General features: G+C 71.2%; 18 protein-coding genes. 12 read left to right on the forward strand and 6 right to left on the reverse strand.

Annotated features, from left to right (window positions below; genetic code table 11):
* Window positions 1-12: 12 nt before the first annotated feature.
* Window positions 13-1,437, forward strand: coding sequence for an adenylosuccinate lyase (gene purB, locus HUT12_RS00880; RefSeq protein ID WP_131056418.1), 1,425 nt, complete (start codon window positions 13-15; stop codon window positions 1,435-1,437).
* A gap of 144 nt (window positions 1,438-1,581) precedes the next feature.
* Here purB and HUT12_RS00885 read toward each other — a convergent pair whose 3' ends face one another.
* Entirely contained in the window at window positions 1,582-2,145 is a 564-nt protein-coding gene (locus HUT12_RS00885; RefSeq protein WP_131051410.1) for a YbjQ family protein, read from the reverse strand.
* Window positions 2,146-2,168: 23 nt separating this feature from the next.
* Window positions 2,169-2,849, reverse strand: coding sequence for a DUF1986 domain-containing protein (locus tag HUT12_RS00890; protein ID WP_131051411.1), 681 nt, complete (start codon window positions 2,847-2,849; stop codon window positions 2,169-2,171).
* A gap of 451 nt (window positions 2,850-3,300) precedes the next feature.
* On the opposite strand from HUT12_RS00890, the gene purS reads away from it, so the two are divergent.
* The 4 genes from purS to HUT12_RS00910 all read left to right on the forward strand — a co-directional run bounded on the left by purS (window position 3,301) and on the right by HUT12_RS00910 (window position 7,906).
* Window positions 3,301-3,564, forward strand: a complete 264-nt coding sequence (gene purS / locus HUT12_RS00895; protein WP_131051412.1) for a phosphoribosylformylglycinamidine synthase subunit PurS — start codon at window positions 3,301-3,303, stop codon at window positions 3,562-3,564.
* A complete protein-coding gene (gene purQ / locus HUT12_RS00900; protein WP_131051413.1) occupies window positions 3,561-4,244 on the forward strand; it encodes a phosphoribosylformylglycinamidine synthase subunit PurQ in 684 nt (227 codons plus the stop codon). Before purS ends, purQ begins: the two co-directional genes overlap by 4 nt.
* 67 nt (window positions 4,245-4,311) lie before the next feature.
* The gene (gene purL / locus HUT12_RS00905; protein ID WP_131051414.1) at window positions 4,312-7,149 is read left to right on the forward strand and encodes a phosphoribosylformylglycinamidine synthase subunit PurL; all 2,838 of its coding nucleotides are present in this window, start codon (window positions 4,312-4,314) and stop codon (window positions 7,147-7,149) included.
* 4 nt (window positions 7,150-7,153) lie between these two features.
* Window positions 7,154-7,906, forward strand: a complete 753-nt coding sequence (locus tag HUT12_RS00910; protein WP_131051445.1) for a 2-phosphosulfolactate phosphatase — start codon at window positions 7,154-7,156, stop codon at window positions 7,904-7,906.
* A gap of 123 nt (window positions 7,907-8,029) precedes the next feature.
* Here HUT12_RS00910 and HUT12_RS00915 read toward each other — a convergent pair whose 3' ends face one another.
* Entirely contained in the window at window positions 8,030-10,216 is a 2,187-nt protein-coding gene (locus HUT12_RS00915) for a carboxypeptidase regulatory-like domain-containing protein (RefSeq protein ID WP_343232747.1), read from the reverse strand.
* Between the two features lie 204 nt (window positions 10,217-10,420).
* Between HUT12_RS00915 and HUT12_RS00920 the strand changes: the two genes are divergently transcribed.
* The 5 genes from HUT12_RS00920 to amcA all read left to right on the forward strand — a co-directional run bounded on the left by HUT12_RS00920 (window position 10,421) and on the right by amcA (window position 15,216).
* A complete protein-coding gene (locus HUT12_RS00920) occupies window positions 10,421-10,783 on the forward strand; it encodes a sterol carrier family protein (protein ID WP_131051416.1) in 363 nt (120 codons plus the stop codon).
* Between the two features lie 163 nt (window positions 10,784-10,946).
* Window positions 10,947-12,500, forward strand: a complete 1,554-nt coding sequence (purF, locus tag HUT12_RS00925) for an amidophosphoribosyltransferase (RefSeq protein WP_236145569.1) — start codon at window positions 10,947-10,949, stop codon at window positions 12,498-12,500.
* A 64-nt stretch (window positions 12,501-12,564) separates the two neighbouring features.
* Window positions 12,565-13,716, forward strand: coding sequence for a phosphoribosylformylglycinamidine cyclo-ligase (purM, locus tag HUT12_RS00930; protein ID WP_131051417.1), 1,152 nt, complete (start codon window positions 12,565-12,567; stop codon window positions 13,714-13,716).
* Window positions 13,717-13,907: 191 nt separating this feature from the next.
* Complete coding sequence (gene amcB, locus HUT12_RS00935) at window positions 13,908-15,026, forward strand: cyclophane-forming radical SAM peptide maturase AmcB (RefSeq protein ID WP_303393511.1); 1,119 nt, start codon at window positions 13,908-13,910, stop codon at window positions 15,024-15,026.
* On the forward strand, window positions 14,980-15,216 hold the full coding sequence (amcA, locus tag HUT12_RS00940) for a multiple cyclophane-containing RiPP AmcA (protein WP_176092264.1): 237 nt from the start codon (window positions 14,980-14,982) through the stop codon (window positions 15,214-15,216). The genes amcB and amcA overlap by 47 nt, the downstream gene beginning before the upstream one ends.
* Before the next feature lie 142 nt (window positions 15,217-15,358).
* On the opposite strand, the gene HUT12_RS00945 is transcribed toward amcA, so the two are convergent.
* Together HUT12_RS00945 and HUT12_RS00950 are read right to left on the reverse strand one after the other, a co-directional pair.
* On the reverse strand, window positions 15,359-15,568 hold the full coding sequence (locus tag HUT12_RS00945) for a DUF3073 domain-containing protein (RefSeq protein ID WP_131051420.1): 210 nt from the start codon (window positions 15,566-15,568) through the stop codon (window positions 15,359-15,361).
* Window positions 15,569-15,865: 297 nt separating this feature from the next.
* Complete coding sequence (locus HUT12_RS00950; RefSeq protein ID WP_131051421.1) at window positions 15,866-16,948, reverse strand: Glu/Leu/Phe/Val dehydrogenase; 1,083 nt, start codon at window positions 16,946-16,948, stop codon at window positions 15,866-15,868.
* A gap of 274 nt (window positions 16,949-17,222) precedes the next feature.
* Between HUT12_RS00950 and HUT12_RS00955 the strand changes: the two genes are divergently transcribed.
* Window positions 17,223-18,062, forward strand: coding sequence for a hypothetical protein (locus tag HUT12_RS00955; RefSeq protein ID WP_131051422.1), 840 nt, complete (start codon window positions 17,223-17,225; stop codon window positions 18,060-18,062).
* A 252-nt stretch (window positions 18,063-18,314) separates the two neighbouring features.
* Window positions 18,315-18,524 carry a BldC family transcriptional regulator gene (locus HUT12_RS00960; RefSeq protein WP_007073996.1) on the forward strand — a complete coding sequence of 70 codons (210 nt, stop codon included), beginning with the start codon at window positions 18,315-18,317 and terminating at the stop codon, window positions 18,522-18,524.
* A gap of 100 nt (window positions 18,525-18,624) precedes the next feature.
* Here the strand turns inward: HUT12_RS00960 and HUT12_RS00965 are convergent, their stop codons facing one another.
* Window positions 18,625-19,005, reverse strand: coding sequence for a PPOX class F420-dependent oxidoreductase (locus HUT12_RS00965; protein WP_117229983.1), 381 nt, complete (start codon window positions 19,003-19,005; stop codon window positions 18,625-18,627).
* Window positions 19,006-19,042: the final 37 nt, after the last annotated feature.

Raw genomic sequence — 19,042 nt, forward strand, 5'->3', positions numbered from 1 at the left:
GAGAATGGCGGGGTGACGACGATCCCGAACGTGCTCGCCAACCGGTACGCCTCGCCCGAGCTGGTCGCCCTCTGGTCGCCGGAGGAGAAGATCCGGCTGGAACGTCGCCTCTGGCTGGCCGTGCTCCAAGCCCAGCGGGACCTCGGCGTGCCGGTGCCCGACGGGGTGGTCGAGGCGTACGAGCGGGTGCTCGACGACGTCGACCTCGACTCGATCGCGGCCCGGGAGCGGGTCACCCGGCACGACGTGAAGGCCCGCATCGAGGAGTTCAGCGCGCTCGCCGGGTACGAGCACGTGCACAAGGGGATGACCTCGCGGGACCTCACCGAGAACGTCGAGCAGCTCCAGGTGCGTCGCTCGCTGGAGCTGATCCGGGACCGGGTGGTGGCGACGTTGGCCCGGCTCGCCTGGCACGCCCACGAGTACGCGGACGTGGTGATGGCCGGGCGCTCGCACAACGTCGCGGCGCAGGCCACCACGCTGGGCAAGCGCTTCGCGTCGGCCGCCGAGGAACTGATCATCGCGTACGAGCGACTGGAGGACCTGATCTCCTGGTACCCGCTGCGCGGGATCAAGGGGCCGGTGGGTACCGCCGCCGACCAGTTGGACCTCTTCGACGGCGACGCCGAGAAGGTGGCCGAGCTGGAGCGGCGGGTCGCCGAGCACCTCGGCTTCCAGCGGGTGCTGGACAGCGTCGGGCAGGTCTACCCCCGGTCGATCGACATGGCCGTGATCGCCGCGCTGGCGCAGGTGGCCGCCGCACCCTCCTCGCTGGCCACCACGATCCGGCTGATGGTCGGGCAGGAGTTGGCCACCGAGGGCTTCAAGCCGGGCCAGGTGGGTTCCAGCGCGATGCCGCACAAGATGAACACCCGTTCGTCGGAGCGGGTCAACGGCTTCGCCGTGATCATCCGGGGGTACCTGTCGATGGTCGGCGAGCTGGCCGGCGACCAGTGGAACGAGGGGGACGTCTCCTGCTCCGTGGTCCGCCGGGTGGCCCTGCCGGACGCCTTCTTCGCCGCCGACGGGCTGTTCCAGACGTTCCTCACCGTGCTCGACGAGTTCGGCGCGTACCCGGCGGTGATCAACCGGGAGTTGGAGCGTTTCCTTCCATTCCTGGCCACCACCAAGATCCTGGTGGCGGCGGTGCGTCGGGGCGTGGGCCGGGAGACCGCCCACGAGGCGATCAAGGAGCACGCGGTGGCCGTGGCGCTCGCCATGCGTGAGCAGGGTGCGCCCGACAACGACCTCTTCGACCGCCTCGCCGCCGACCCCCGGCTGGGCCTCACCCGCGCCGAGATCGACGCCCTGGTCGCCGACCGGGCCGCCTTCGTCGGCGCCGCCCCCGCCCAGATCCAGGCGGTGACCACCCGGATCTCCAAGATCGTCCAGTCCCACCCACACGCCGCCACCTACACCCCCCCACCAATCCTCTAACCCCCTCCCCCCTACCCGCCGACGCAGGCGTTGATCAAGAAGTTTGGGTCGCCCAGGAGTGCTCCGGAGGACCCAAACTTCTTGATCAACGCCACCGGCCGACTCAGGGCGGTGGGGTGGGTGGGTGGGTGGGGTGGATGGGTGTCAGTCGCGGGTGGGGGTTTCGGCGGCGGAGCTGAGGTTGGGAGCGCTGGCAGGCTCGGCGATGCCGCCCGGGGTCTCGGCGAAGGACGGGTCCTGGGCGGTCTCGGCCGCTACGAGGGGCTGGTCCGGCGGCATCACGTCGGGCATCTTCGGTGCCACGATCACGGCGGTGCCGTAGGCGCAGATCTCCATCCACATCTCGCCGCAGTCGCGGCTGTCGAACCGCATCCCCACGACCGCGTTCGCGCCGAGCCGTCGGGCCTCCTCCCCGAGCCGCGCCACGGAGTCGGTACGCCAGCGGGTGAGGTTGTCCGGTGCGGACGGGTCGTACGCGCCACCGCGCAGGTTCTTCACCCCCTCGCGGTAGGGGTTGCGGGTCCTGGCCATGGAGGAGACCACTTCGCCGAGGATCTGGCGGATCTCGTAGCCGGGAAGTTGGTCCGTCGTCACGACCAGCACGTTTCTGATGCTGGCAGTCGATGCGGGTCGCCAACGCGAGGGTTGTTCACCTGAACGGATGCTGCAAAACGACGCGGCGCGGACGGCGGGCGCGCAGCCCACCATCCGCGCCGACCGGGCGCTAACCGTCAGACACCGGCCACCGAGGTGATCCAGGCACGGTTGAACGCGACACTGCCGTAGTTCTGGATGTTCACCCCGTCGGCCGTCGAGGCGACGCCGACCTGCGCGCCGTTGTAGAACTGCGGACCGCCCGAGTCGCCCCGCCAGGCGTTGCCGTTGATCCGGGTGCTCCGGATCGCCTGCCCGCCGTACGCGTCGGTGACGCCGGTGCTGGTCACCCGGACCGACGCGGTCTTGAGCTGGGGGGAGGCCGCGCAGCCGCTGTAGCAGGTCCGGCCCCAGCCGTAGATCGAGTTGGTGGAGTTGACCGGCGGGTTGCTGCTGGCCAGCGTGACGTAGCTGGTGCTCACCGTGCTGGAGAGCCGCATCAGGGCCAGGTCGTAGCGGCCGTAGGTGGCGCTGACCGTGCGGGTGACGCCGCCGGAGGAGAGGTACACGCTGCCCACCCGGACGGACATGTTGCTGCCGATGCAGTGCTGGGCGGTGAGCACCCACTGGGGCGCGATGATCGTGCCGGAGCAGGTGAACGAGCCGTTGCTGAACACCGCTGCCGCCCACGGCGCGGAGGAGACGGTGCTGCCGCCGATGATGTACGGGCTGACGGGGGAGGCGACGGCGCCGGAACTGGCGCCGACGACGCCGACCATGGCTGTGGCGAAGGCCACGATCAGGGATCGGATGCGCATCGGTAGGGCTCCTTCGGGGTGTGGCGACCCGGGTTGACCGAGTCGATCTGCGCTGGCGGGAGGGGGTGAACCGCCACCGCGACGACAGTTAATCGACGTCTGACGATGTACCGTAGGGCCCGGTGAGGTGTTTCACAAGAGGTTCATCGAAACAGCCGGATGTAACAGTCGGATTCGCTGGCGTCGGGGAAGGGGGGCCGGATCGGGCCGATCAGGGCCCGTCGACCGCCTGGAGGGGGGTGAAACCTGCCCGGACCGGGCCGTCCGGCAACGAACCCGTATCGAGACTGCAACGAACCCGTATCGGTCCCGAAGGCCCCACGCGGGTACGGTCGGACACCGCCGGGACCGCGTCCGGCCGGTGCGTCTGGCGCCGTATCTGCCAGGTAGGCTGGCTGCGCTCGCCCGTTGTGGGTCGGCACCCAACTGCGTACACAGTCAGGAGTGCCCAGTGCCTCGCGTCGTCGTCGACGTCATGCTCAAGCCCGAGATCCTCGATCCTCAGGGCCAGGCCGTCGCAAACGCGCTGCCCCGGCTCGGCGTCAACGACGTCGCCTCGGTACGGATCGGCAGGCGGATCGAGATCGACTTCACCGGTGAACCGGACCTGGACCGGGCCCGGGAGATCGCCGACAAGTTGCTCGCCAACCCGGTCATCGAGGACTTCACCGTCCACCTGGTCGAGGCCGACGAAGCCGCGGACGCCCGCTCGTGACCGCCCGGGTCGGTGTGGTGACGTTCCCCGGCTCGCTCGACGACGGGGACGCGGCCCGGGCCGTCCGGATCGCCGGCGCGGAGCCGGTCCGCCTCTGGCACGGGGACGCCGAGCTGCACGGGGTGGACGCGGTCGTCCTGCCCGGCGGCTTCTCCTACGGTGACTACCTGCGGTGCGGCGCCATCGCCCGGTTCGCCCCGGTGATGGAGAAGATCGTCGACGCCGCAGCCGGTGGTCTGCCGGTGCTCGGCATCTGCAACGGCTTCCAGATCCTCTGCGAGGCGCACCTGCTGCCCGGCGCGCTCACCCGCAACCAGCACCTGCACTTCCGCAACCGGGACCAGGTCCTGCGGATCGAGGCGACCGGCACGGCCTGGACGAACGCGTTCCAGCCCGGCCAGGAGGTGCTGATCCCGGTCAAGAACGGCGAGGGTTGCTACGTCGCCGACCCGGCGACGCTCGACGCGCTGGAGGCCGAGGGTCGGGTGGTGGCCCGGTACCTCGGCGGCAACCCGAACGGGTCGCAGCGCGACATCGCCGCGATCACCAACCCCGCCGGCAATGTGGTCGGCATCATGCCGCATCCCGAGCACGCGGTGGAGGCCCTCACCGGCCCCTCCCTCGACGGCCTCGGCTTCTTCACCTCGGTGCTCAAGCACCTGGTGGGGGCGCCGGCGTGACCGTCGGCTGCGGGATCAACGGTCAGCTCACCCGCCTCCCCGGCGGCGAGCGCAACGAGGAGATGTCATGACCACGCATCCGGACCCGGTACGGGAGACCCCGGAGGCATACCCGGCCGCGCCGGTCCAGCCGAACCCGGCTGCCGCCGCGTCCCCGGTCGCCCCGCCCCGGCACGCCGCCGCGCAGGAGGCCACCGACTGGACCGGCGGGGTGGACACCGTCCCGGCCGCCGACGGCAGCCCGGACGAGCTCCAGCCCTACGCCGAGCTCGGGCTCCGCGACGACGAGTACGACCGGATCCGGCACATCCTGGGCCGCCGGCCGACCCAGTCCGAGCTGGCGATGTACTCGATCATGTGGAGCGAGCACTGCTCCTACAAGTCGAGCAAGGTGCACCTGCGCCAGTTCGGCGAGAAGGCCCCGCCCAGCGACCGGCTGCTGGCCGGCATCGGGGAGAACGCCGGTGTGGTGCAGATCTCCGACGAGCTGGCGGTGACCTTCAAGGTCGAGTCGCACAACCACCCCAGCTTCGTCGAGCCGTACCAGGGTGCCGCCACCGGCGTCGGTGGCATCGTCCGCGACATCCTGGCCATGGGTGCCCGCCCGGTGGCGGTGATGGACCCGCTGCGCTTCGGTGCCGCCGACCACCCCGACACCGCCCGGGTGCTGCCCGGCGTGGTGGCCGGAGTCGGCGGGTACGGCAACTGCCTCGGTCTGCCCAACATCGGCGGCGAGGTCGTCTTCGACCCCTGCTACCAGGGCAACCCGCTGGTCAACGCGCTCTGCCTCGGCGTCCTGCCGGTCAGTCGCCTGCAGAACAAGGCCGCCGTCGGCCCCGGCAACGTCGTGGTGCTGATGGGCGCCAAGACCGGCCGGGACGGCATCGGCGGTGTCTCCGTGCTGGCCAGCGCCACCTTCACCGAGGGCAGCGAGAAGCGCCGCCCGTCGGTGCAGGTCGGTGACCCGTTCATCGAGAAGCTGCTGATCGAGGCGTGCCTGGAGCTGTACGACGCCCAGCTCGTCGCCGGCATCCAGGACCTCGGTGGCGCCGGGCTGACCTGCGCGCTCACCGAGACCGCCGCGGCGGCCGGCACCGGCATGCGGGTCTGGCTGGAGCGGGTGCCGCTGCGCGAGCCGTCGATGGAGCCGCACGAGATCCTCGCCAGCGAGTCGCAGGAGCGGATGCTCCTGGTCGTCGAGCCGGACAAGCTCGACGCCGTGCTCAAGACCTGCGAGAAGTGGGGCGTCCTGGCCACCGCCATCGGCGAGGTCACCGCGCCGCAGCAGGACGGCCAGCCCGGCCGGCTGCTGATCACCTGGCGGGACCACCTGGTGGTCGACGTGCCGCCGGGGTCGCTGGTGGACGACGGCCCGGTCTACGCCCGCCCGATGCGGGAGCCCGCCGACCTGATCCTGCTCCAGGCCGACCGGGCCGAGACGCTGCCCCGGCCGACCGACCCGGACGCGCTGCGCGAGACCCTGCTGCGCATGATCGCCTCGCCGAATCTGGCCGACAAGACCTGGGTCACCGAGCAGTACGACCGCTACGTGCTGGGCAACACCGTGCTCGCCCAGCCGGAGGACTCGGGCGTGATCCGGATCGACGAGCAGACCGGCCTGGGCGTGGCGCTCTCGGTCGACGGGAACGGCCGGTACGCCCGGCTCGACCCGTACCACGGCGCCAAGCTGGCGCTGGCCGAGGCGTTCCGCAACGTCGCGGTCACCGGTGCGACGCCGATCGCGGTCACCGACTGCCTGAACTTCGGTTCGCCGGAGGACCCGGGCGTGATGTGGCAGTTCGCCGAGGCCGTACGCGGTCTGGCGGACGGTTGCGCCGAACTGGGCATCCCGGTCACCGGCGGCAATGTCAGCTTCTACAACCAGACCGGTGCGGCGGCAATCCACCCGACTCCGGTCGTCGGCGTGCTCGGTGTGCTGGAGAACGTGGCCGAACGGGTGGCGTCCGGCTTCGTCGCGCACCCCACCAACGAACACGACCAGCTCTTCCTGCTCGGCGAGACGCACGTCGAGCTCTCCGGCTCGGAGTGGGCCTGGGTCACCCACGAGCACCTCGGCGGCGTACCCCCGCAGGTCGACCTGACGCGCGAGAAGCAGCTCGCCGGGCTGCTGGCCGCCGCTTCCCGGGTCGGTCACCTCAGCTCCGCGCACGACCTCTCCGACGGTGGTCTCGCGCAGAGCCTGGTGGAGTCCTGCCTGCGCCACAACGTCGGCGCGCGGATCGCAGTGCCGGAACGGTTCGAGGGCGGCTCGATGCCGTTCGTCTTCCTGTTCAGCGAGTCCGCCGGTCGGGTGCTGGTCTCGGTGCCGCGCGGGCACGAGAAGGCGTTCACCGCGCTCTGCGCCGAGCACGGTGTGCCGTGGGAGCTGATCGGGGTCACCGACTCCACCGCCGCCGCACTCGAGGTGCACGGCCAGTTCCGGGTCGAGCTGGACGAGCTGCGCGAGGCGCACACCGGCACCCTGCCCAAGCTCTTCGGGGGCGTGCAGCCGTTCGAGGTGACCGCGCCGGAGGCCGTCGGGACGTCGGCCCAGGCCGACGTCGCCCCGACCGCCGACGCCGCCGAGGCGGCTCCGGTCGTCGAGGCGGCACCGACCGCCGACGCGACGCCGGAGACCGCCGACGTGGTGGACGAGGTGGCGGTGGCGGACGAGGTGCCGGCGACCGACAGCCCGGTCGTCGCATCCGAGGAGCCGACGACGGCGGGTGCCGAGGACGAGGACGAGTCGGTGGCCGAGCGGCCGGCCGAGCGGGCGACGCCGCCGGTCCGGGCTAACGCCGCCGGTGAGACCTCGACGGCCGGGAACGCGCCGGTCGACCAGGCCGGCGCCGAAGCTCCGCAGCCCGGTGCCACTGAGCAGCCTGCCGCGTCCGACGAGCGCTGAGGCGGTGGCCTCGGCCGTCTTCGCCCAACCCGGATCGGGAGCCCGGTTCGACTGGGGCCTCGCGGGAGCGGCCGAACTCGGCCGGGTCTGCGCGGCACTGGTGGTGGTGGACGTGTTGTCGTTCACCACCACCGTCGAGGTTGCCGTCGGCCGGGGGATGCGCGTGCACCCGTTCCCCTGGGGCGCCCAGGCCGCCGACTACGCACAGCGGATCGGTGCGGTGGTCGCGACCGGTCGGCGGCAGACCGCGCAACATCCGTGGTCGCTGTCGCCTGCCGCGTTGAGCCGGGCACCCTTCGTCGCCGAACTGGTGCTGCCCTCCCCGAACGGATCGGCCATCAGCGCCGCCGCCAGCGCCACCGGCCTGCCGGTGGTGGCGGCCAACCTGCGTAACGCCCGCGCCGTCGGGAGTTGGCTGCTGCGCCAGGGGTACGGCTCGACCATCGATCCGATCGGCGTGGTCGCCGCCGGTGAGCAGTGGCCGGACGGCTCGCTCAGGCCGGCGGTGGAGGACCAGCTCGGTGCGGCCTGCGTGCTGGACGCCATCTCCGGAGTGCCGGGTGGTCTGTCGGTGGAGGCGGCAATGGCACTCGCCTCGCTGGCCAGCACGCCGGATGTGCCTGCGGCGGTCCGGGGTTGCGTGTCCGGTCGCGAGCTGATCGAGGCCGGTTTCCCCGACGATGTCGAGGTCGCGGTACGGGTCGACGCCTCCGATGTGGTCCCGCTCCTGCGGCAGGGCGTCTACTCCGCCGCCTGACCGTTCCGACCGATCACTGCGGACACGTGACCGATCCACCATCGACGAAGAGCCGTGGACCTTCCGGTCCACGGCTCTTTCTCGTCGGTGCCTCCGCGTCAGCGGGATACGAGGTCCGGGTGGTCAGTCGTCCATCCAGTCCAGCCGGCGACCGCCCCGCTCCTGTCCCGGGCCGTCCGGCCGACCGCGACCGCTCTGCGCCGGATCGCTGTGGTAGCCGCCACCCTGTTGCTGCTGCTCGTAGTCGTTGTCGTAGCCACCGCGCTGGCGTGGCGGTTCCTGGCCGTAGCCGCCGCCCTGGCCGTAGCCGCCCTGCTCGTAGGCGTTGTCGTAGCCGCCGCGCTGCTGCGGTGGTTCCTGGCCGTAGCCGCCGCCCTGGCCGTAGCCACCCGGGGCGTAACCGGTGGGCTCGTTGTAGTTGTCGTAGCCGCCGCGCTGCTGCGGTGGTTCCTGGCCGTAACCGGCGCCCTGGCCGTAGCCGCCGGTCGGCTCCGCGCCGTGACCGTAGCCGCCGGTCGGCTCACCCCGGCCGTAGCCACGGGTGGCGTCGCCGCCCTGACCGTAACCGCCGGTCGGGTCTTCCTGGCCGTAGCCCCGGGGGGTGTCACCGCCGCCCTGGCCGTAACCGCCGGGCCCGCCCTGGCCGTAACCGCCGGTCGGGTCGCCCTGGCCGTAGCCTCGGGTGGCGTCGCCGCCCTGGCCGTAGCCACCGGGCTCGCCCTGGCCGTAGCCGGCACCACCGGGCTCGCCGCGACCGTAGCCACCAGGCTCGGGCTGGCCGTAACCCTGGCCGCCCTCCGGCTGGTAGACGCCGGTCGCGTACGGGTCGGCAGGCGCCGGGTAACGGGTGTCGTCGCCCTGGTAGCGGCCGGTCGGCTCGTCGTACCGCTCGCCGTAGCCGGCGGCACCACCGGCACCGGCCGGCGGGTACTCCGACCCACTGCCGCCCGCGCCGTAGTCACGACTGCCGTAGCCGCCACCCGAGGACGGGCTGGTGCCGTAGCCCCCGCCCGAGGAGGGTGCGTTGCCGTAGCCACCACCGGAGGACGGGGCGTTGCCGTAGCCCGGACCGCCGCCGTAGCCGCCGCCCTGCTCGTCGCCGTAACCGCCCGACCATGCCTGCTGCCCCGAACCGCCCGCCGCGCCGTACGGCTGCGGAGGCGCACCGTACGGGTCCGGCGGGACGTCGTCGACCACCGGCTGGTGCATCATCGTCGGCGCGTTGGCCAGGCCCGGACCGCCCACCATGGTCGGATCCGGAGCGGAGCCGACCCGGTTCACCACCCGGGTCTGGTCGTCCGCCCCGGCGAACGAGCCACGGGCTGCGGGAACCGCACCGGCCGGTGCCCCGGCGACGGGCTCACCGTCGGGATCGGGGTCCTCGTTCTCCTTGCGCTTCATCCAGAGCAGCACGATCGTGCCGACACCGATCGCCACGAAGAGCCCGCCGAGCAGGATCAGCAGCCAGTTGCCGAAGCCGCCGGAGCTCTCGTTGCCGGCCGGGGCCTGGGCGGCGGGAGCGTCGCCGGGAGGCGCGTCCGTCTCGTCGGTGGCGTCGTCCGCGAACGGGTCCTCGGTCGGCTCCGCCGACACACTCTCCGAGGGGGTGGCGCTCGGGCTGGCCGAGGTCTCGATGGCGAGGGTGATCCGTCGCCCGGTGATCTGCTGGCCGGCGTTGGCGGTGAAGCTCACCGTGGCCCGGATGTCGTCCTTGCTCGCGCCGATGTCGACCCGGCCGGGCGCGATCGGGTTGCCGCTGTTGCCGGTGAAGCGGAAGTTGCCGTTGCCGTCGCTGGTGGTGTCCCGCTGACGGCCGGCGCTGTCCACCAGCAGCACGTACGCGTTCGGCACCCCGTCACCGGAGCGCGCCACGACCTTGCCCGCGATGGAGCGCACTGTCTGCGGCGCCTGGGAGGTGGGCGCGGGGTTGGGCCCGCGCACCGTCATGTCGCGCTCGTCGCCGCCCTGGTCGCCGCCGGCCCGGGCGGAGACCCGCACCTTGCCGGAACGCTCCTGACCGGCCGCCACGTCGCCCGCGACCAGGTTGACCGTGATCGAGACCTCTTCGTTGGGCCCGACCACGCGCGCGGGGATGTTGCAGTCGCCCTGGCAGCTCAGCCCGTTGAAGACGTTGACGGAGATGTTGAACGGAGTCGGCAGCTCGTTGTTGTTCTTGACGCGGAACGTCATCGACGTCTGCTGTCCGGACTGGAGAGTGCCGTTCGGCAGGTTGGTGATCTGGACGTCCGGGTTCGCGGCGAGTGCGGGTGTGGCGGGGACGGCGAGCAGGGCACCGACAATCAGCGCCACGACCACACCGGCCCGCTTTTGCCAGGCTCGTCGGTGTGTTGACACGTCCACCGCCTTCCGGACTGACCTCCTCGTACCGGCGAGCGCCGGCCGAAGGAACATCACGGTACGAATACGCCGTCGGCAACTATGCCTTGTCGGGTCGGATCGGCGCGACCCAGGGCCATCGTGACGCGCCGGGCGACCGCGCCGTATCGTCCCGTCGTGTCCTCTCCGTACATTAAGTCCGCTGCGGTGGCCGCAGTGTTGTCGGCGCTCGACGAGGGGCGCGCGCCCGAACGGCCGGTGCTTCGTGCGGCGGTCAGGGCCCTACTGGCCACCCTCGCGGAGCGTGCCCCCGGCCGATCGGTGGAGGTGCGTGTCCCACCTTACGGTGCAGTTCAGTGCGTTCCGGGGCCACGACACACCCGCGGTACTCCGCCGAACACGGTGGAGATGGATCCGCAGACATGGGTCCTTCTCGCCACCGGACGGCTCGACTGGGAGTGGGTCGTCACGGAGGGTCGCGTACGGGCGAGTGGCGCGCGAGCGGATCTGTCCGCGTACCTGCCGCTCGAACTGGAGTGACGCGTGTGGCGCGATGACACTACGCCGCATCAGTGTGACTGTATGTGGCGACATGGATTCGCGTACACTGTCAGGCGACGACAGTGTGGTTCCGGCCGATGCAGCGCGGAGCGGCCCCGGTGGCTCCGACAGGCCAGTCCAGACCAGCAAGAGGGAGCGGCAGGTGCCCCGAGGCGACGGCCGGCTGAGCCACGACCTTGATCCCCAACGACCAGGCCCCCAGGACGCGTGTGGCGTCTTCGGTGTCTGGGCGCCGGGGGAAGAGGTCGCCAACCTGACCTACTTCGGGCTGTACGCGTTGCAGCACCGTGGGCAGGAAGCGGCCGGGATAGCGGTCAGCGACGGCTCCGGCGTGGTGGTTTACAAGGATCTCGGCCTGGTCGCCCAGGTCTTCGACGAGCCGACGTTGGCGAGCCTGCGCGGGCACGTCGCCATCGGCCACACCCGATACTCGACCACCGGTGCCTCGACCTGGGAGAACGCCCAGCCGACCATCCGGGCCACCAGCTCGGGCACCACGATCGCGCTGGCGCACAACGGCAACCTGGTCAACACCGCCGATCTCCAGCGTGAGGTCGCCGAGCGTGGCCTGGGCACCGACGGCTCGACCAACGACACCTCGCTGGTCACCATGCTGCTGGCCAGTCGCCCGGATCTCTCCGTCGAGGCCGCCGCGCTGGAGGTGCTGCCGCAGTTGCGGGGCGCGTTCAGCTTCGCCTTCATGGACGAGACCACGCTGTACGCCGCCCGGGACCCGCACGGCGTGCGTCCGCTGGTGCTCGGCCGCCTGGAGCGGGGCTGGGTGGTGGCCAGCGAGACGGCGGCGCTGGACATCGTCGGCGCGAGCGTGGTCCGCGAGGTCGAGCCCGGTGAGTTGATCGCGATCGACGCCGAGGGGCTGCGCTCCAACCGGTTCGCCGCGCCCGAGCCCAAGGGCTGTCTCTTCGAGTACGTCTACATCGCCCGCCCGGACGCCACCATCGCCGGACGCAACGTGCACTCGGCACGGGTGCAGATCGGCCGCCAGTTGGCCAAGGAGCACCCGGTCGAGGCGGACATGGTCATCCCGGTGCCCGAGTCGGGCACGCCGGCCGCCATCGGCTACGCCGAGGAGTCCGGCATCACCTACGGCGCCGGCCTGATGAAGAACCCGTACGTCGGTCGTACCTTCATCCAGCCGTCGCAGACCCTGCGTCAACTCGGCATCCGACTCAAGCTCAACCCGCTGCGCGAGAACGTACGCGGCAAGCGCCTGGTCGTGGTCGACGACTCGATCGTGCGGGGTAACACCCAGCGCGCGATCGTCCGGATGCTCCGCGAGGCCGGCGCGGTGGAGGTGCACGTCCGCATCTCCTCACCGCCGGTCTCCTGGCCCTGTTTCTACGGCATCGACTTCGCCACCCGCGCCGAGCTGCTCGCCAACGGCCTCGACAACGAGGGCATCCGGCGTTCCATCGGCGCTGACACGTTGGGCTACGTCTCGCTGCCCGGTCTGATCGCCGCGACCGAGCAGCCGAAGACCCGGCTGTGCCGGGCCTGCTTCGACGGGGAGTACCCGATCGAGTTGCCCGTCGGGAACCTGATCGGCAAGCACGTGCTCGAAGGGATCAGCCGCCGGGTCGCGAACCGCGTCGACGACGACGTCGACACCGGTGAGCAGGCCGGCACGACGCCCCGCACCGACGTGACGATGTCGGCGACCACACACCGCCCGTAGCACCATCCGGCTGCGGCGCCGGTCACCGCCGACGCGGCCGCCGAGAACCACTAAGGGGAGAACCGTGACGCACGTGTCCGAGCGCAGCGGCGCAGGAAGCAGCCCGACCGGCGGCGGCGACCGTCAGTCCTGGACGGCCGGCACCGGCCGCCCCGCTCGCAAACGTTCCGTCTCGTACGCGGACGCCGGCGTGTCGATCGAGGCGGGCGACCGCGCGGTCGAGCTGCTCAAGTCCAAGGTCAAGCAGACCCGACGGCCGGAGGTGATGGGCGACCTCGGCGGCTTCGCCGGCCTGTTCCGGCTGGACACCACGAAGTACAAGAACCCGATCCTGGCCTCCTCCACGGACGGCGTCGGCACCAAGCTGGTGATCGCGCAGCAGCTGGACATCCACGACACGGTCGGCATCGACCTGGTCGCGATGGTCGTCGACGACCTGGTGGCCTGCGGCGCCGAGCCGCTGTTCCTGCTGGACTACATCGCCACCGGTGAGGTCGTGCCGGACCGGGTCGCCGAGATCGGCGCCGGTATCGCCGACGGTTGCCGGTACGCGGGCTGCGCGCTGCTCGGTGGGGAGACCGCCGAGCACCCGGGTGTGCTCCGCCCCGACGAGTACGACATCTCGGCCACCGGCGTGGGCGTGGTGGAGGAGAGCGAACTCCTCAGCCCGGAGCGGGTCGAGGTGGGTGACGTGGTGATCGCCATGCGCTCGTCCGGCCTGCACTCCAACGGCTACTCCCTGGTCCGGCACGTGCTGCTGGGCGCCGGCCGGATGCGGCTGGACGTGGTGATTGACGACTTCGGCCGGCAGCGCACCCTCGGCGAGGAGCTGCTGACCCCGACCAAGATCTACGCGCAGGACTGCCTCAAGCTGATCGCCGAGGCGGAGGTGCGGTCGCTGGCCCACGTCACCGGCGGTGGCATCCCCGGCAACCTGGTGCGCATCCTGCCCGAGCACGTGGACGCGGTGGTCAACCGCTCCACCTGGAAGCCGCAACCGATCTTCGACCTGATCCAGTCCAAGGGGCGGATCGACGACCCGGAGATGGAGGCGACCTTCAACATGGGCGTCGGCATGTTCGCGATCGTCTCGGCCGAGGACGCCGACCGCGCGCTGGCCACGCTGACCGGTCGCGGGGTGGACGCGTGGCAGGCCGGCGAGATCATCGAGGGCACCGGTGAGGTGCAGATGATCGGACAGCACACTCGCGGCTGATCATCTGACACCGATCGTCCAACCACCTGGTCAGGGGTTCACCCAAGTGGCCGTCGCGGCCTAGCCTTAGAGGCTGCTTCGCCTTTGAGGCGCTGCTTCGGAAGCTGTGGGTGCGCCAGTGCCGTGGTGTGCCCGGTAGCCGTCAACCGGTGAGGAGGGCGATGGCTGCACGGGGACGGTCGTTGCGGGGGATGCGGGGTCTGGCCGGCGTCCCGTCGTACGTCGTGATGCAGCCCACCACCCTCTGCAATCTGGATTGCGCGTACTGCTATCTGCCGTTGCGCGCGGCGGACCGGCGGATGCCGGTGGCGGTGGCGGAGGCGGTGGCCGCCTCGGTGAACCCGTGGGCCGCCTCCGGGCGGTTCTCGGTGGTCTGGCACGGCGGGGAGCCGCTCGCGGCGGGCCGGGAGCGACTGGCGGCGCTGATGGCGCCGTTCGCCGCCGAGGTGGAACACCATGTGCAGACCAACGCCACGCTGATCGACGACGCGTGGTGCGAGTTCTTCGTGACGCACCGGATCCGCGTCAGCGTCAGCGTGGACGGGCCCCGGGCGCGTAACGGGGACCGGGTCACCCGGGCCGGTCATCCGGCGTACGACCGGATCGTGCGGGGTGTGGCGACGTTGCGCCGGCACGACCTGCCGTTCTCGGCGCTGGCCGTGGTGAACGACCCGTCGCCGGAGCGGGCGGCGGAGTTGTACGCCTACTTCCTCGACCTCGGGTGCGAGGTGCTCGGGGTCAACATCGAGGAGACCGAGGGCGTCAACACCCGTGACAACGCTCACGACGCCGCCGCGGTGACCGGTTTCTGGGCCGAGCTGGTCGCGGCCTGGCGACGCGAGCCACGGATCCACCTGCGGGAGGTCGAGTGGTCGCTGCGGTACGCCGCCGCGGTCCTGGACGGCACGGCGGACGACCTGTTGCCGGCCAGTCTCGACCCGATCCCCACCGTGGCGCACGACGGCGCGGTGGTCGTGCTCTCACCGGAGCTGGCCGGATTCACCGATCCGCGCCACGGCGACTTCAGCAGCGGGAACGTCCTGGCCACACCGTTGCACTCGATTCTCGCCGGTGCGGCCGGCACGGGCTGGGTCGGTGAGTTCCTGAGCGGGGTGGAGGCCTGCCGCTCGTCCTGCCCGTACTTCGGTTTCTGTGGCGGAGGCCACGCGGCCAACCGCTACTTCGAGCTGGGCCGTTTCGACGGTACGGAGACCGAGCACTGCCGCAACAGCAAGATCCGCCTACTGGAGGGAGTGTTGGATCATGCCCGAGACCACAGGTCACCGGGAGCCCGAGCGGGTGACGGGTAACGAGGCCGACCGGGTCACCGACCGGGTGCGGGAGGCCGCTGCCGGGCTCACCGCACTGCTCCAGGAGGCGGAGGCCGCACGACGGCTACGAGCGGAGGTGACGGGCGGCGACGGGGCGAGCGCGGTCTGCGCCTGGAACCACTTCGAGAACATCCCGACGTTCTACAACTGGAACAACCGGCCTCGCTGACCGGCCGGAGTCGAGGGCCCGCCACGTTCCCGGATTACCTCCGGGCGTGGCAGGCCCTTGAGCGTCGGGTGGTACGCCGCCGCGTGCCGGGCACATACGTGAGCACGCGGGGAGTTACCGCGTGCTCGGATGTGACCGGGGGTCAGCGGGTGGGACGGACCCAGGTGTCCGGGTCGTCCTCGGCGTGGTCCTCATCATCGTCGACGTACTCTTTGTCGTCGTCGAAATGGTGGTCCGACTTGCCGCTGCCGCCGAGTTCTCGCTGCAAGGCGGCGAGGTCGGTGTTCGGGGAGTGATACTTCAGCTCCCGGGCCACCTTTGTCTGCTTGGCCTTAGCACGGCCGCGCCCCATGGCTCGACCCCCTCGCACAGAATGCGGGGCAGCCCGAAGGCGGGCCCCGATGACGTCAGGCATCTCTCGTGGCTCTTACGGTACATGGGGATGCCACCGTTCGGCACCTCGGGTTACCGCTGACCGCCGCCGCGCGTGGCGGTCAACCGGTCGTCACCCATTGTACCCGGTAAGGAGCGATGCCGGGAACGGTCCTGACACGGGGTAAAACTCCATGAACGCGTCGTATTTTCAGTTTAGCCGGATGCGCCCGTTAAGGGCGGGAGCAACGCGGCCCGCCCTCAACGTACGGCGAGGTCACCGCAGGTGGATCGCGCGCAGCCGGCCGATGTCGGCCATCCGCCGCTCCGCCAGCCGGTCGGCCGCCACGGCGGGCGGGACACCGTCGGTGTCGGCGAGCCGGAGGATCTCCCGCGTGGTGTCGAAGATGCGGGTCGCCCGCAGCTTGGCGCGGTCGAAGTCGAAGCCCTCGATCTCGTCCGCGACCTGGATCACACCACCGGCGTTCACCACGTAGTCCGGCGCGTAGAGGATGCCCCGGTCGGCGAGCAGCTTCTCCACGCCCGAGTGGGCGAGCTGGTTGTTCGCCGCACCGGCGACCACCTTCGCCCGCAGCGCGCCGACCGTGTCGTCGTCCAGGGCGCCGCCCAGGGCGCAGGGCGCGTACACGTCGATGTCGGCGGCGGCCAGCGCGGACGCGTCCTCGACGAGCGTCACCTCGGGGTGGGTGGTCCGCGCCCAGTCCAGCGCGCGGGGGCTCACGTCGGTGGCCACCACCTCGGCGCCGTCCTCCAGCAGGTGACCGACCAGGTACTTGCCGACCTTGCCCAGGCCGGCCACACCGACCCGCCTGCCGTGCAGCGTGGGGACCCCCCAGACGTGCTCGGCCGCCGCGCGCATGCCCTGGAAGACGCCCCAGGCGGTGAGGATCGAGGAATCGCCGGCGCCGCCGTGCTCGACACTGCGGCCCGTGACGTACCGCGTCTCGCGGGCGATGACGTCCATGTCCGGCACGTACGTGCCGACGTCGCAGGCGGTGTAGTAGCGCCCGCTCAGCGACTCCACGAAGCGGCCGTACGCGCGCAGCAGCGCCTCGCTCTTGATCTGCTCGGGGTCACCCCAGATGACCGCCTTGCCGCCACCCAGGTCCAGCCCGGCGAGAGCGTTCTTGTACGCCATGCCGCGGGACAGGTCGAGCACGTCGGCGAGGGCGGCCTCCTCGCTCGCGTACGGGTAGAAGCGGGTGCCACCCAGCGCCGGGCCGAGCGCGGTGGAGTAGATCCCGATGATCGCCTTCAGGCCGGTCTGCTTGTCCTGGCAGAACACGACCTGCTCGTGGCCCGTGGATCCCGGGTCGTCGGAAGTGGCGAATACGCCCATGACTGGCTCCTGTGTCGGCGGGCGTCCTTGTGGGACGCGGACCTCGGTCGAGCCGGCGGGGATGCTGCCGGTGGTGCGAGCCTAGTATCGACGGGCGCTCCCCGGCCCCTCCCGGGCGTCCACGTCCCGCCCAGCGGGCGTACGCACCGGGCGTCCCGACGCCCGCGCCGTAGGGCGCGACGAGGGCGCCGGACCCCCGTTTCGGCTCGCCACGCGGTACCGGCCGGGTGACGCCGAGCAACGCTCGGCTTGCCGTTCGTGGGAGGATCGCGCCGTGCCGTCGCTCTTCGCCTCATACCTGCGCGTGTACGAGCCGCTGACCGCCTTCGATCGCGATCGTCAGGCGTACTGGCGGCGCTACGTCGAGCAGGGGCGGGCGGTGGCGCCGGTGGAGGGACCGGTACGGCAACGGACCTCGGTGATCGAGGCGCTCGGTGCCGGCTGGACCCGGCTGCCCGACCTGCCCGACGAGGCGTACGTGCTGGAGACGGACGAGACGCTGCTGGTGTGCCCGTGGAACCTGCGCATCCGGGTGGCCGAGGCCGCGCTGAGCGCCCGGGACGGGGTGCCGGCGGTGCTCGCCGACGCGTTCGTGCCGCCGGTGCTGGCCGGGCAGGCCAAGGCCGTGGTGGAGGACTGGCGCAGCGGGGCCCGGGTGCTGGAGCACGGCGTACCCCGGGTGCACGAGCAGATCGCCACCTGGGGGGTGCCGCTGCGCTGGTTCGTGCTCTTCGAGGCGCAGGAGCGTCACCACGTGACCGCACCGGAGCGTCGTGCGTTGCGCTTCCGGACGGAGATCTCGAAGGCCCGCCGCCGGTCGTCGCGTGCGCTGTCGGTGCTGCGCAAGTCGGTGGGGGAGGCGCCCATCACCGAGGCGGTCGAGGAGGCCGCCCGGTGGCTGGAGGAGTTCCACCCCCGCTCGGTGGTGGAACTGGACTACGGGGGTCTGGTCGAGTTGCTCTCCGACGAGACGCTCGCCGAGGACGACTCGGCGGAACTCGTCGCCACGGGACTCGCCGGACTGTCGCGTGGTGAGGCCGAGGAGGCGTCTGCGGCGTACGACAAGCTCGTTGCGCGCTGGCGGGCCGTGCAACTTCTAGAACGCTGCAACTAGTCCGCTTTTGCCCAAATTTCGGGCTGCAACATGAGGCGTGCTCGTAGTTGTTGCGTCACGAACCGTGACTATGAGTCCGAATAAGGTACTTTCTGGCGTGTAATAGTCGTATAAATCGGGCATGGTTCATCCGTCCGTCTAGGGACGTTCGGCCGTTCGGCCCATGTCGGACATCGGGGACTAGCCGGACCATGGGAGACGCGTCGGCCGGCGGGACCCCGGCCGATGTCTCTACATGTGGAGGAGTGACCGATGGCATCGCGAACGCACGAACCAGAGCCGCTACTCACACCGGCCGAGGTGGCGTCGATGTTCCGTGTCGACCCGAAGACGGTGACCCGCTGGGCGAAGGCCGGCAAGCTGAGCGCCATCCGGACCCTGGGCGGCCACCGCCGGTATCGCGAGTCCGAGGTCAGGGCGCTGTTGCAGGGGCAGATCCCGCAGCAGCGTCAGGGGGACTGACCGGCTGGTAGATAGCAGAGACACCACGAAGGGCGACGGATTCTCGAATCCGTCGCCCTTCGACATGTCCCGACCCGGCGGCCGGGTCGGCGTACCGGCCTCAGCCGGTCAGCTCGACCCGGATCCCCACCGTGCCGCCGGTGCCCCGGCGGAGTCGGCTGCCGAGCAGCGTCAGCCGCCCGATCACTCGGTACTTCTGCTTGATCAGCCCCCGGATGCGATCGGTCGCTCCGGGGTCGTAGAGGCTCGCCCGGGCGGGCACCGCCTCGCCATGGGGTCGACCGCGCACGTCGCACGGCGCCACCGTGACATCCCCACTGCGCCGGATCCGCTTCACCTTGCCGGCATCCGCCGCAGACCACACCGCCAGGGCGTCGCCGTCGCGTACCGCCCAGACCGGGGTCGGCACCGCGCGGCCGTCCTTGCGGAAGGTCGTAAGGAGTATGTACTTCTCCGCCGAGAGGCGGTCCAACGTGGTCACGCCGCCCAGGATACGGGCGTCGCGCGCGACTGAGCAG

The sequence above is a fragment of the Verrucosispora sp. NA02020 genome (assembly GCF_013364215.1).
GTDB lineage: Bacteria > Actinomycetota > Actinomycetes > Mycobacteriales > Micromonosporaceae > Micromonospora.

Bases quoted from the DNA above. Each gene is read 5' to 3' on its own strand.
- HUT12_RS00890 (WP_131051411.1), bottom strand. From the start codon at position 2,849: ATGCGCATCCGATCCCTGATCGTGGCCTTCGCCACAGCCATGGTCGGC.
- HUT12_RS00950 (WP_131051421.1), bottom strand. From the start codon at position 16,948: ATGGGCGTATTCGCCACTTCCGACGACCCGGGATCCACGGGCCACGAG.
- HUT12_RS00960 (WP_007073996.1), top strand. From the start codon at position 18,315: ATGGCATCGCGAACGCACGAACCAGAGCCGCTACTCACACCGGCCGAG.
- amcA (WP_176092264.1), top strand. From the start codon at position 14,980: ATGCCCGAGACCACAGGTCACCGGGAGCCCGAGCGGGTGACGGGTAAC.
- amcB (WP_303393511.1), top strand. From the start codon at position 13,908: ATGCGGGGTCTGGCCGGCGTCCCGTCGTACGTCGTGATGCAGCCCACC.
- purL (WP_131051414.1), top strand. From the start codon at position 4,312: ATGACCACGCATCCGGACCCGGTACGGGAGACCCCGGAGGCATACCCG.
- HUT12_RS00945 (WP_131051420.1), bottom strand. From the start codon at position 15,568: ATGGGGCGCGGCCGTGCTAAGGCCAAGCAGACAAAGGTGGCCCGGGAG.
- HUT12_RS00885 (WP_131051410.1), bottom strand. From the start codon at position 2,145: ATGGTGGGCTGCGCGCCCGCCGTCCGCGCCGCGTCGTTTTGCAGCATC.